Origin of the sequence: Pimelobacter simplex (genome assembly GCF_024662235.1) — a bacterium.
In the GTDB taxonomy this organism is placed as follows: Bacteria; Actinomycetota; Actinomycetes; order Propionibacteriales; family Nocardioidaceae; genus Nocardioides.
Map to the genome: position 1 here is coordinate 3,043,552 of NZ_CP096276.1, position 12,137 is coordinate 3,055,688.

The following is a 12,137-nucleotide window of genomic DNA, read 5'->3' on the forward strand; positions in this document are numbered from 1 at the left end:
CTCAGTCCTCGGCCGGTGCGGCGGGAGCGGTGGGCCCGTTGATCTCGGCCGGGAGGTCGATGACCGGGCAGTCACGCCAGAGCCGCTCGAGGGCGTAGAACTCGCGCTCCTCGGCGTGCTGGACGTGGATCACGACGTCGCCGTAGTCCAGGAGCACCCAGCGGCCGTCGCGGTGGCCCTCGCGGCGGATCGGCTTGGCGTCGAGCTCGCGGAGCTTGTCCTCGATCTCCTCGACGATGGCGCGGACCTGGCGGTCGTTGGCGCCCGAGGCGAGCAGGAAGGCGTCGGTGATGGCGAGCTGCTCGCTGACGTCGAAGGCGAGCTGGTCGGTCGCGAGCTTGTCGGCGGCGGCGAGGGCCGCGGTCCGGACGAGGGTCACGGCGTGGTCGGTGGCGGTCATTGTTCTCCGGTCGAGTGGGTGGCGGGGTAGAGCCCGTGCTTGGTGATGTACTGGACGACGCCGTCGGGCACGAGGTACCAGACGGGCTGGCCCGCCCGCTGCCGCTGCCGACAGTCGGTCGACGAGATCGCCAGCGCGGGGATCTCCACCATGGTCACCCGGTCGTGCGGAATTCGCGCAAGTGTCGCGGGGTCCATCTCCGAGCCGGGCCGGGTGCAGCCGACGAAATGGGCCAGGGCGAACAGCTCGTCGGCGTCGCGCCAGCTGAAGATGTCGGTGAGCGCGTCGGCGCCGGTGATGAAGTACAGGTCGGCGTCCGGCCGCTCCGCGCGCAGGTCGCGCAACGTGTCGATCGTGTACGTCGGCCCGTCCCGGTCGATGTCGACGCGGCTGACGGTGAACCGCGGGTTGGCCGCCGTGGCGACCACGGTCATCAGGTACCGGTGCTCAGCCGGCGAGACCTGACGGTCCGCCTTCTGCCACGGCTGGCCGGTCGGCACGAAGACGACCTCGTCGAGGTCGAACCAGCCCTGGACCTCGGACGCGGCCACCAGGTGACCGTGGTGGATGGGGTCGAACGTGCCGCCCATCACCCCGATCCGGGTACGACGGCCGGCGGCCGGCCCGGCGGATGCCGACCCCGTCACGAGAGGCTCAGCTGTGGTCGCGGCCGCCGCCGAACCACACCAGTCCGAGCAGCAGGAACAGGAGGAAGGCCAGCACGGCGCCGCCGATGTACCACGGGTTCACGGCGGGCTCGCCGTGCTCCTCCGCGGCGCGGACGGCGAGGACGGCGGCCTGGCTGATCTGGCTGAGCATGGGCGCATCGTATCCAACCCCGGCCGGGGCCCGCGCACTCCCTAGTGGATCGCGAAGTCCACGCCGAGGAAGAGCAGCGTGAAGCGGATGGTGCGGCCCACGAACACGGTGGGCACGAAGGCCCACATCGGCATCTTGAGGATGCCGCCGATGGCCGCCATGGCCAGCAGCGGCGGGATGCCGACGGAGGCGGCGAGGAACATGATGGCCGCGGCGTACCAGGGGCGGCCCTGCATGCGGCCCATCCACTTGTCGTAGCTGGCCTTGATCTTGGGCCCGGAGAGCTTCTTCTGGGCCCACTTCGACTCCGAGCCGCGGCGGGCGGCCTCGTAGACGATCACCTTGCCGACGGTGGCACCGGCGCCGGCGGCGATCCCGAGCGAGATCGCGGCGGCGGTGCCACCCTCGGCGGCACCGGCACCGAGGATGTAGACCTCGATCGGCAGGAACGGGAGCAGGGCGGACGCGATGCTGAAGGCAAACGTCGTCAGCCACAGGATCATGCCGCCGCAGCCTTCCCGTTCACGTCGGTGCGCTCCGGCACGGGGACGCCGAGCTGGAGCAGCCAGCGCAGCGAGACGCACTTGAGCACCAGCAGCCCGATCGCGATGATCGTGCCGAGCCAGACCCAGCCGGTGACGAGCAGGATGACCGCGAAGGCCCCGGAGTTGGCGGCCTTGCCGACGCGCGACCAGTTCCAGAGGTAGATCCGGCGGTCGATCACGTGGAAGTAGTTGGGGCTGCGGATCGGCCAGGCGAGGAAGGCCAGCGACAGGTACATGTCGATGACCATGAACTCGAAGAGGTAGATCGCGATCGGGATGCCGATCCACGTCATCGGCTCGTCACTGATCCACCCGCCGGGCTGGAGCCAGATCAGGCCGACGTAGAGCGCGCCGCAGCTGAGCCGGTCGCACATCATGTCGACGACCGCGCCCATCCGGGTCTCGCAGTCGCGCCAGCGCGCCCACTCGCCGTCGATGCTGTCACCGACCCAGTAGGTCACCAGGCCGATCACGATCCAGGTCAGGCTCTCGTCGTACGCCGCCCAGACCGCGATCGCGAGGGTGATGACGGTACGGACGAACGTGATGATCGTGGCTCCGGTGAAGAGCCGTTCGTCGGACGGATCGGCGTAGATCCGGTCCGGGGAGCCTGCCATGGGCGCAACCTATCGCGGGACCCTCGCGGATCCGGGTATCGGGAGGTGAACGGGGAGGAACGGGGTGCGACGCCGCTAGCGGACGTGGCCGTCGCCGATGACGACGTACTTGGTCGAGGTCATCTCGGGCAGGCCCATCGGGCCGCGCGCGTGGAGCTTCTGGGTGCTGATGCCGATCTCGGCGCCGAAGCCGAACTCGCCACCGTCGGTGAACCGGGTCGAGGCGTTGACCAGCACGGCGGCCGAGTCGACCTCGGCGACGAACCGGCGGGCGGCGCCCTGGTCGTCGGTCACGATGGCGTCGGTGTGCCCGCTGGACCAGGTGCGGATGTGCTCCAGCGCCCCGTCGAGGTCCGGTACGACGCGCGCGGCGATGTCGAGCGAGAGGTACTCCTGGCCCCAGTCGTCGTCGGTGGCCGGCAGCACGCCGTCGAGCGCGGCGAAGGCGGCGTCGCCGTGGACGACGACCTCGGCCTCCTGGAGCGCGGCGACCACGCGGGGCAGGAACGCCTCGGCGATGTCAGCGTGCACCAGCAGCGACTCGGCGGCGTTGCACACCGAGGTCCGGTGGGTCTTGGCGTTGAGGACGATGGCGAGCGCCTTGTCGAGGTCGGCCGCGCGGTCGACGTAGACGTGGCAGTTGCCGACGCCGGTCTCGATCACGGGCACCGTCGACTCGTTGACGACCGACTGGATCAGTCCCGCTCCCCCGCGCGGGATGAGGACGTCGACCTGGCCGCGGGCGCGCATCAGCGCCTTGACGCTGTCGTGGGTGTCGCCGGGGACCATCTGGACCACGTCGGCGTCGAGACCCGCGGCGGTGATCGCGTCGCGCAGCACGGCGACGATCGCGGCGTTGCTGGAGCGGGCGGAGGAGCTGCCGCGCAGGAGGACCGCGTTGCCGGACTTGAGGCAGATGCCGGCCGCATCGGCGGTGACGTTGGGACGGGCCTCGTAGATCATCCCGACGACGCCGAAGGGGACGCGCACCTGGCGAAGCTCGAGCCCGTTGGCGAGCACCCCACCGCGGACCACCTCGCCGACCGGGTCGGCGAGCCCCGCCACGTCACGCAGGCCCTGGGCCATGGCGTCGAGGCGCTCGGTGGTCAGCCGGAGCCGGTCGATGATGTTGGGCGGCGTACCGTCGGCCTCGGCCCGGGCGACGTCCTCGGCGTTGCCGGCGAGGATCTCGTCGGCGCGGGCGACCAGGGCATCGGCCATCGCGTGGAGCGTGGCGTCCTTCTGGGCCCGGGTGGCCAGCGCCAGCCCCCGGCTGGCGACACGCGCGCGCTGCGCGACCTCACGGACCTCGACCTCGGCAGTCATGGGCCAAGGATAGATGTGTCGGGGCGTGGCTCTCGAGTCACGCCCTAGGCGCAGGGCCGGGACGTCGGCTTGCTCCCGGTGCGGTGCGTGGCCCGCGGGCTGCGCCACATCCGCCACCACTGGGCGTCGTACGCGCGGACGGCGGCGGCGTCGTGGACCTCGAAGGTGACCTCGTCGCTGCTGAGCCCGGGCGCGGACCAGTTCTCCGAGCCGGTCCACACCACGCGGGTGCCGCGGCCGCGGAAGAGGCCGTCGACGGTGACGTACTTGAGGTGGGAGTAGCAGCGCGAGCCGAAGACGATCTCCTCGCCGCTGGTCGCGGGCTTCTCCCCCCAGTCCCAGTCGGCGGCGCGGACCGGGATGCCGACCTTGCGCAGGATGCTCACCACGGGCGCGCTGATGACCGCGCCGATCACCGAGATCTGGCAGCCCTCGCGGCGCATCGAGGCGAGCTCGCGGGCCAGGCGCTCGCCGCGGGCGCCGTACCAGGCGTACATGTTGACCCGGACGACGCTCCGCCCGCCCGCGCCGTAGCCCGCCGGCGCCCGGCAGCCGACCTGGCGCAGCCGGCGCAGCTGCGGGTCGCCGGAGCGGGCGACGAGGACCCGGCCGGGCGCGGACGCCGGCCGCTGGAAGTCGGCCCGGAGCGTGTCCGACTGGTAGGTGACGTAGCGCGGCGCGACCGCCCGGTCGCGCTTGAGCTGGTCGAAGACCGAGACCCAGGCCGAGAACAGGGCGTCGTCGCCGTAGACAGTGATGGCGTCGTTCCACTGCCCGTTGGCGGCGGCGCGGCCCAGGTTGCTCGAGCTGTTGATCACCACCGAGCGCGCGGCGCCGGACTGGGTGAAGGCGTAGACCTTCATGTGCAGGTTGCCGGTGCGCGAGCCGTTGCGGCACGCGGCCTTGCAGATCACCAGGAAGCTGCTGCGCGACGGGTTGCGGCCCAGGCGGCGCTGGAGCCGCTTGATCACCGGGTTGACCAGGTTGTCGTTGACGACGATCTGGACCGCGACCCCACGGGCGCGGGCCTGGAGCAGCAGGTCGGCGGTGTCCGAGCGGTCCACGTTGTACGTCGCCACCCGGATCGTCGCGCCCGCCGGGGTGTGCCGGATCGCCTGGTGCACCCGCTTGACCACCTGGCGGCGCTGGGCCGGGCGCCCGGTGGGGTCGTTGAAGACCGGCCCCGTCGCGGGCAGCCAGGCGGACCGGGCCGCGGCCGGTCCGGAAGGGCCCGGCGAGGGCTGCTCGCGGGCCGCCGGGGCGGGCGCCGTACCAGACGTCGCGAGGAGGCCGCCGGCCACGATCGCGACCAGCAGTCTGCGTCCTTGGGTCCCGAGCACCGAAGCAATGTATATCGATGGACTTAAATCACTCAATCGCGAGCGCAACCAAAGGGCGACGGTGCGCGTCGATGTAGGCAGGGGATCCCCCCACCCCCCCATCCCCACCCCCATCCCCACCAGGAGGAAACGTGAAGCTGCGTCTCGGAGCCGCCGTCGCGGCGCTGACGGTCGCCGGGCTCACCCTGCCCGGCTCCGCCACGGCCACCACGGCGACCACGCCGACCGCCGCCAAGGCGGCACCGACGGGCTCGCCCGTCGCGCTGCGCGGCCCGGCCAAGGTCGTCGCCTACAGCGAGGGCGGCCGGGTCTACGGGGACCTCGGCATCAACCTCGCCGCCGCCACCGACCACGCCTTCGAGGTGCGCTCGACCCGCGCCGACTGGAACAGCCCGATCCGCACCGTGTGGCAGTCGCCGTCCGGCCCGGTCGCGCTGCCGGCCCAGACCAGGTGGGACGCCCTGAGCCGCTTCGTGCGGCTCACGATCCGCCGCGCGGACGGCTCGGTCGCCCGCACCCGGTACGTCGACACGTGCCTCAACTCCTACAACACCCAGCGCACCAACCCGGACGCGCCGCTGCGCTCCCCCTATCCGGAGAGCTGCCCGGCCAACCCGTTCACCATCGGGGCGGTCCAGGGCATCCAGGCCGGGTGGGTCTCGGGCATCGAGACCTGGAACACCAGCTTCAAGCTCAAGCCGGGCAAGTACACGATCACCGCCGACATCAACGCCGCCTACACCCGGGCCATCGGCATCGCCCCGGCCGACGCGACGCGCACCTACAGGCTCGTGGTCCGCAAGACCCAGGGCGAGGGCGAGGAGCCGGGCCACCGCGGCGGGCACAGCGCCGCCGAGCGTCCCTCGGCCACCCGGCCGAGCAGCGCCCGCTCCGGCGCGCCCACGGACGCCGTACCGGACCTGCGGTCGCTGCCGGCCTTCGGCATGACGCTCTCCCCCAACAGCAAGCGGCTGCGGTTCTCGGCGACCGTGTGGAACGCCGGGGACGGCCCGATGGTGGTCGACGGCTTCCGCCGCGGGCGCTCGGACATCATGGACGCCTACCAGTACTTCATCGACTCCGACGGCAACCAGACCGGCTACCGCCAGGTCGGCACGATGATCTGGCACAAGGCGCCGAGCCACAACCACTGGCACTTCCAGGACTTCGCCCGCTACACGCTGCTCAAGGCCGACCTGAGCGAGGCGGTGCGCTCGCGCAAGGAGTCCTTCTGCCTGGCCAACACCGACGCCGTCGATTTCACGGTCCCCGGCGCCGACTGGAAGCCCGAGGGCACCGACCTGCACACCGCGTGCGGTGACCGGAGCACGGTCTCGCTGCGCGAGGTGCTGGCGTCGGGGTCGGGTGACACCTACTCGCAGTTCCGCGCGGGCCAGGCGTTCCGGATCGACAACCTGCCCAACGGCATCTACTACATCTCCGTCGAGGGCAACCCCGACCGCAACCTGGTCGAGTCCGACACGACCAACAACGTCGCGCTGCGCAAGATCAAGCTCAGCGGCAAGCCGAAGCACCGCAAGCTCACGGTCTTCCCGGTCGGGATCATCGACGACTCGGGCTACGGCTACGACGAGGAGTGAGCGCTCCCCCGAGATGACGAACGCCGCGGCGACCAGGTGGTCGCCGCGGCGTTCGCCGTTCAGTACGTCGTACCGGTGGGCTCAGCCCTTGCGCTTCTCGATCTCCGCGGTCACGGCCGGGAGGACGGCGTGGAGGTCACCCACGACACCGAAGTCGACGAGCTCGAAGATCGGCGCCTCCTCGTCCTTGTTGACGGCCACGATGGTCTTGGAGGTCTGCATGCCGGCGCGGTGCTGGATCGCACCGGAGATGCCGTTGGCGACGTAGAGCTGCGGCGAGACCGTCTTGCCGGTCTGGCCGACCTGGAAGGTGTGCGGCTTCCAGCCGGAGTCGACGGCGGCACGCGAGGCGCCGACGGCGGCACCGAGGCTGTCGGCGAGCGCCTCGACCGCGGTGAAGTCACCGCCGGTGCCACGGCCACCGGAGACCACGATCGCGGCCTCGGTGAGCTCGGGACGACCGGTGGCCTGACGCGGCTGGGCGGCCACGATCTGGGCGGTCTTGGCACCGTCGGAGATCGTCGCGGCGAACTGCTCGACCGCGCCGGCGGCCTTGCCCTCGACGGGCGCGGCGGCGTTGGGCTTGACCGCGATGATCGGGGTGCCCTTGACCACGCGCGAGGCGACGGTGAAGTTGCCGGCGAAGACGGACTGGGTGGTGACGATCTCGCCACCCTCGACCTGGACGTCGACGGCGTCGGTGATCAGGCCCGAGGAGAGCTTGATCGCGAGGCGACCGGCGATCTCCTTGCCCTCGGCGGAGGACGGGATCAGGATCGCGGCGGGCGAGGTCTTCTCGGTGAGCTGCTGGAGCACCTCGGCCTTGGGGGCCACGAGGTAGCCCTTGATCTCGGCGTCGTCGACGACGTAGACCTTGGCAGCGCCGTAGGTCGCGACGCTCTCGGCGACGGCGGCGGCCTGGTCGGCACCGCCGATGAAGACGGCCGAGGGCTCGCCGATGCGCTGGGCGATCGCCAGGAGCTCGTAGGTGGGCTTGCGGACCGCGCCATCGACGTGGTCGACCAGAACGAGAACTTCAGACATGGATCAGGCTCCTCAGATGAACTTCTTCGAGGCGAGGAACTCGACCAGCGCCGTGGCGCCGGACCCGTCCTCGTCCTTGACGATCTCGCCGGCAGTCCGCGGCGGGCGGGCGGTCACGGTGTCGACGGCCGTCCACGCGGCGTCGAGGCCGACCTCGGAGGCGTCCACGCCGATGTCGGCGAGGGTGAGCGCCTCGAGCGGCTTCTTCTTCGCGGCCATGATGCCCTTGAACGACGGATAGCGGGCCTCGCCCGACTGGTCGGTCACGGACAGGACCAGCGGCAGCGTGCCGCCGATGACCTCGGTCGCGGTGTCACCGTCACGCTTGATGCGGACCTGGTCGCCCTGGGTCTCGACGACCGCGGCGAGGGTGACCTGCGGGAGGCCGAGCCGCTCGGCGAGCATCGCCGGGACGACGCTGAGGCCGCCGTCGGTCGACGCGAGGCCACCGATGACGAGCTCCGGGACGCCGATCTTCTCGATCGCCTTGGCGAGCACCAGCGAGGTCGCGACGGCGTCGGAGCCGGCGATCGCGTCGTCCTGGACGTGGACCGCCTTGTCGGCGCCCATCTGCAGCGCCTTGCGGACGGCGGCCTCGGCCTCGGCCGGGCCGACGGTGAGGGCGGTGACGGTGATCTCCTCGTCGGCGCGCTTCTCCTTGATCTGGAGAGCCTGCTCGACGGCGTACTCGTCGAGCTCGGAGAGGAGACCGTCGACGCCGACCCGGTCGACGGTGTTGTCCGCCTCGAACTTCCGGTCGGCCGTCGCGTCGGGGACGTACTTCACAAGGACGACAATGTTGGAGAGAGTCATGGTTGTGGCCGGACCGGCCCCTTCCTGTGCATCGTGAGCCCTGCCGCGTAGCCCGGGGCAGGGAACAGCTGTGGTCCTGAGAAGGACAGCGTCTCGCAGGCTACCGTCCGGTCACCAACGACGGGAACCGCGTCTCAGTGGACTACCTCACAACCCACGCCCGGCAGGACATGGCGTGCGTCACGGCCGGATGATCCGCTCGAGGATCCGGCCGAGGACCAGGTAGACGACGGCGCCCAGGCCGTAGTTGAACAGGGCGGTCTTGACCGCACCGTTGGGGTCGTCGAACGCCTTGACCGGGTTGTCGAGGTCGAAGAACCCGAGGTCGAAGACGTCGGCCAGGTCGCGCGCGAGCTTGACCAGGCCGTTGTCGCTGTTGGCCTCGAGCGCATAGGTGAACGCCGCGATCGCCAGGACCAGGGCCAGCACCATGCAGACGATCCAGACGCCGCGGGCGACGATGTCGCGCACCCGGGCCACCGCCAGCGACCGGGTCGGGGCGGCCGGCGTCGCCGGGGCGGCCGGCGTGGCCGCGGTCGGGGTCGGGGTCGGGGTCGGGGTCACCTTCTCGTCCCGCTCGTCCTTGCTCTCCGCCATGGGGATCACCGTCCTCCGAAGGTGGCCTTGCCCGGGCCGTTCTCGATGAAGGACGCCATCCCGGTGGCGCGGTCCTCGGTCGCGAAGACGCCCGAGAACGCCTGCCGCTCGATCGAGAGCCCGGTCTCCAGGTCGACCTCGAGACCGCGGTCGACGGTCTCCTTGATCGCCCGCAGGGCGTAGGGGGCGGCGGTCGCGAACGTCGTGGCCCAGGCGAGCGCCTCGGCGTAGACGTCGGCGGCCGGGACGACGCGGTCGACCAGGCCGATCGCGAGCGCCTCGTCGGCCTTGACGAACCGGCCGGTGAAGAGGAGGTCCTTGGCCTTGCTCGGGCCGATCAGGCGCGGGAGCCGCTGGGTGCCGCCGGCGCCGGGGGTGATGCCGAGGAGCACCTCGGGCTGGCCGAGCACCGCGTTGTCGGCGGCGAAGCGGACGTCGGCGGCCAGCGCGAGCTCGCAGCCGCCGCCGAGGGCGTAGCCGTTGACCGCGGCGACCACGGGCTTGGGGATCCGGGCCACGGAGTTGACCGCGTCCTGCAGGGCGCCGACCCGGTCGACCATGTCCGTGTAGGACATCGTCGACATCTCCTTGACGTCGTTGCCGGCGGCGAACACCCGCTCGCCACCCCACACGACCACGGCCCGTACGTCGGCCCGCTCGGTGGCCTCGGCCGCCGCCACCCGGAGCTCGTCCTGCACCTGGATGCTGATGGCGTTCATGGCCTTGGGTCGGTCGAGCCGGATGGTGCCGACGCCGTCGGCGACTTCCAGGCGGACGAACTCGCTGGTCATCTGATCCCTCTCGTCAGGGCCGTGGCGGCATGCGGGAGCACGAGTGGTGCCCCCGCTGCGCATTGTGCCGTACCCAGACGGCCGTTGGGCAGAATGGACCAGGTGTCCCCCGTTCTGTGGCGCTCCCTCGGCGAGCGCGCCCCTGTCTGGCCCGGGCGCAACTGGCCGCTGGGGGCCACCTGGACGGCCGAGTCGACCAACTTCGCGGTCTACTCCCCCCGTGCCACCGCGGTCTGGCTGTGCCTGGCCGACGACGAGCCGGACGAGTCCGGCGCGGCCGCCACCGCCGAGCGCCGGCTGCCGCTGACCGAGCAGTCCCTCGGCATCTGGCACGGCGCCGTGCCCGACATCGCGCCCGGCACCCGCTACGGCTTCCGCGTGGACGGACCGGCCGATCCCGCCGAGGGCCTGCGCTTCGACCCGGACACGCTCCTGCTCGACCCCTACGCCCGGGCGGTCTCCGGGACCGCGGGCGACGCGTGGAGCGTCGTAGTGGACCCCGCCTTCGACTGGGGCGAGGACGCCCCGATGCGGCGCCGCTGGCGCGACTCGGTGATCTACGAGCTGCACGTCAAGGGCTTCACCCGGCTGCACGACCGGATCCCCGAGGAGCTGCGCGGCACGTACGCCGGCCTCGGGCACCCCGTCGTGACCGAGTACCTGCGCGACCTCGGGGTCACCGCGGTCGAGCTGCTGCCGGTGCAGCAGTTCTTCTCCGAGCCGGCGCTGGTCGAGCGCGGGACCGTGAACTACTGGGGCTACAACCCGATCAGCTACTTCGCGCCCGACGCGTCGTACTCGTCGGCGGGCGACCGGGGCGGCCAGGTCGCGGAGTTCAAGGAGATGGTCCGCTCGCTGCACGCCGCCGGGCTCGAGGTGATCCTCGACGTGGTCTACAACCACACGGCCGAGGCGGGGCCGGAGGGGCCGACGTACTCGTTCCGGGGGCTGGACGACCGCGGCTTCTACCGGCGGGTGCCCACTGCCGAGGGCTTCGACGACACCTACTGGGACGTCACCGGGTGCGGCAACACGGTCAACTCCGAGGACCCGCTCGCGCTGCGGCTGATCCTCGACTCGCTGCGCTACTGGGTGACCGAGATGCACGTCGACGGCTTCCGCTTCGACCTGATGTCGGCGCTGACCCGCACGGCCGGCACGGACGCCGTGCCCGTCGACATGGCCTGCAAGCTGCTCATCGCGATCGGCCAGGACCCGGTGCTGCGCCACGTCAAGCTCATCGCCGAGCCCTGGGACGTGTCGATGGACGGCTACCTCGTCGGCGACATGCCGCCGCCCTGGGTGGAGTGGAACGACCAGTACCGCGACACCATCCGCGACTTCTGGCGCGGCCGCTCCGACGGCACGCACGCGGTCGCGACGCGGCTCGCGGGCTCCTCGGACCTCTACGCGGACGACGGGCGCTCGGCGTACAACTCGGTCAACTTCGTCACCGCCCACGACGGCTTCACCGTGCGCGACCTCGTGTCGTACGACCAGAAGCACAACGAGGCCAACGGCGAGGACAACCGCGACGGCACCGACAACAACCGCTCCTGGAACCACGGCACCGAGGGCGAGACCGGCGATCCCGACATCGTCGCGCTGCGCCGGCGCCAGGCCGCCAACCTGATGGCGACGCTGTGCCTGTCCAACGGCGTACCGATGCTCACCGCCGGGGACGAGCGCGGGCGCACCCAGCGCGGCAACAACAACGCCTACTGCCAGGACAACGAGATCTCCTGGATGGACTGGCGCGCCGACGACGCCTGGCTCGACGTGTACGCCGTGACGCGCGCCGCCCTGCGCCTGCGCCGCGAGCACCACGCCCTGCGCCAGCGGCACTGGTTCGAGGGCCGGCCCGCCATCGTCGGCGGCCCCAAGGACCTCGCCTGGCTGCACCCGTCGGGACGCGAGATGACCGACGACGACTGGTACGACCCCGCGCTGCGCACCATCGGGATGTTCGTGTCCGGCAAGCCGCTGCGCGAGCCCGGTCCACGCGGCGAGCAGCAGCTCGACTCGTCGTTCCTGATCTGGTTCCACGCGGGCGCCGAGGACGTCGAGGTGCACCTGCCCGAGAACGACTGGGTGCGCTCGGGCGCGGTCGTGCTGTCGACCGACCCCGGGCTGCCTGCCGAGACGCTGCTGGAGGTCGGCGGGACGGTGGTGCTCGGGGCGCGGAGCGTCGTGGTGATGCAGGAGACCGAGACCCCGGACTGACCGTCCTGGACCCGGGGCCCC

General features: G+C 71.5%; 13 protein-coding genes. 2 read left to right on the forward strand and 11 right to left on the reverse strand.

The window, feature by feature from the left end; all coding sequences use genetic code 11:
- Position 1 precedes the first annotated feature (1 nt).
- From rsfS to M0M48_RS15010, 7 genes are all read right to left on the reverse strand, one after another.
- On the reverse strand, positions 2-400 hold the full coding sequence (rsfS, locus tag M0M48_RS14980) for a ribosome silencing factor (RefSeq protein WP_257751760.1): 399 nt from the start codon (positions 398-400) through the stop codon (positions 2-4).
- Positions 397-1,047, reverse strand: a complete 651-nt coding sequence (gene nadD / locus M0M48_RS14985) for a nicotinate-nucleotide adenylyltransferase (protein ID WP_257759341.1) — start codon at positions 1,045-1,047, stop codon at positions 397-399. Before nadD ends, rsfS begins: the two co-directional genes overlap by 4 nt.
- A 7-nt stretch (positions 1,048-1,054) precedes the next feature.
- Positions 1,055-1,219, reverse strand: coding sequence for a hypothetical protein (locus M0M48_RS14990; RefSeq protein ID WP_215816943.1), 165 nt, complete (start codon positions 1,217-1,219; stop codon positions 1,055-1,057).
- 41 nt (positions 1,220-1,260) lie between these two features.
- On the reverse strand, positions 1,261-1,722 hold the full coding sequence (locus M0M48_RS14995; protein WP_215816913.1) for a VTT domain-containing protein: 462 nt from the start codon (positions 1,720-1,722) through the stop codon (positions 1,261-1,263).
- Positions 1,719-2,381, reverse strand: a complete 663-nt coding sequence (locus M0M48_RS15000; protein ID WP_257751761.1) for a CDP-alcohol phosphatidyltransferase family protein — start codon at positions 2,379-2,381, stop codon at positions 1,719-1,721. Before M0M48_RS15000 ends, M0M48_RS14995 begins: the two co-directional genes overlap by 4 nt.
- Before the next feature lie 75 nt (positions 2,382-2,456).
- Positions 2,457-3,722, reverse strand: coding sequence for a glutamate-5-semialdehyde dehydrogenase (locus M0M48_RS15005; protein WP_257754488.1), 1,266 nt, complete (start codon positions 3,720-3,722; stop codon positions 2,457-2,459).
- A gap of 29 nt (positions 3,723-3,751) precedes the next feature.
- On the reverse strand, positions 3,752-5,047 hold the full coding sequence (locus tag M0M48_RS15010; protein WP_257751762.1) for a phospholipase D-like domain-containing protein: 1,296 nt from the start codon (positions 5,045-5,047) through the stop codon (positions 3,752-3,754).
- A 131-nt stretch (positions 5,048-5,178) separates the two neighbouring features.
- Between M0M48_RS15010 and M0M48_RS15015 the strand changes: the two genes are divergently transcribed.
- Positions 5,179-6,648: a lysyl oxidase family protein gene (locus M0M48_RS15015; RefSeq protein WP_257751763.1), complete on the forward strand. Its 1,470-nt coding sequence runs from the start codon at positions 5,179-5,181 to the stop codon at positions 6,646-6,648.
- Positions 6,649-6,729: 81 nt separating this feature from the next.
- Here the strand turns inward: M0M48_RS15015 and M0M48_RS15020 are convergent, their stop codons facing one another.
- The 4 genes from M0M48_RS15020 to M0M48_RS15035 form a co-directional block, all read right to left on the reverse strand.
- On the reverse strand, positions 6,730-7,692 hold the full coding sequence (locus M0M48_RS15020; RefSeq protein WP_215816918.1) for an electron transfer flavoprotein subunit alpha/FixB family protein: 963 nt from the start codon (positions 7,690-7,692) through the stop codon (positions 6,730-6,732).
- A 12-nt stretch (positions 7,693-7,704) separates the two neighbouring features.
- Positions 7,705-8,505, reverse strand: a complete 801-nt coding sequence (locus M0M48_RS15025) for an electron transfer flavoprotein subunit beta/FixA family protein (RefSeq protein WP_215816919.1) — start codon at positions 8,503-8,505, stop codon at positions 7,705-7,707.
- Positions 8,506-8,685: 180 nt separating this feature from the next.
- A complete protein-coding gene (locus M0M48_RS15030; protein ID WP_257751764.1) occupies positions 8,686-9,102 on the reverse strand; it encodes a hypothetical protein in 417 nt (138 codons plus the stop codon).
- 5 nt (positions 9,103-9,107) lie between these two features.
- The gene (locus M0M48_RS15035) at positions 9,108-9,893 is read right to left on the reverse strand and encodes an enoyl-CoA hydratase/isomerase family protein (RefSeq protein WP_215816920.1); all 786 of its coding nucleotides are present in this window, start codon (positions 9,891-9,893) and stop codon (positions 9,108-9,110) included.
- Positions 9,894-9,995: 102 nt separating this feature from the next.
- On the opposite strand from M0M48_RS15035, the gene glgX reads away from it, so the two are divergent.
- The gene (glgX, locus tag M0M48_RS15040) at positions 9,996-12,116 is read left to right on the forward strand and encodes a glycogen debranching protein GlgX (protein ID WP_215816921.1); all 2,121 of its coding nucleotides are present in this window, start codon (positions 9,996-9,998) and stop codon (positions 12,114-12,116) included.
- Positions 12,117-12,137: the final 21 nt, after the last annotated feature.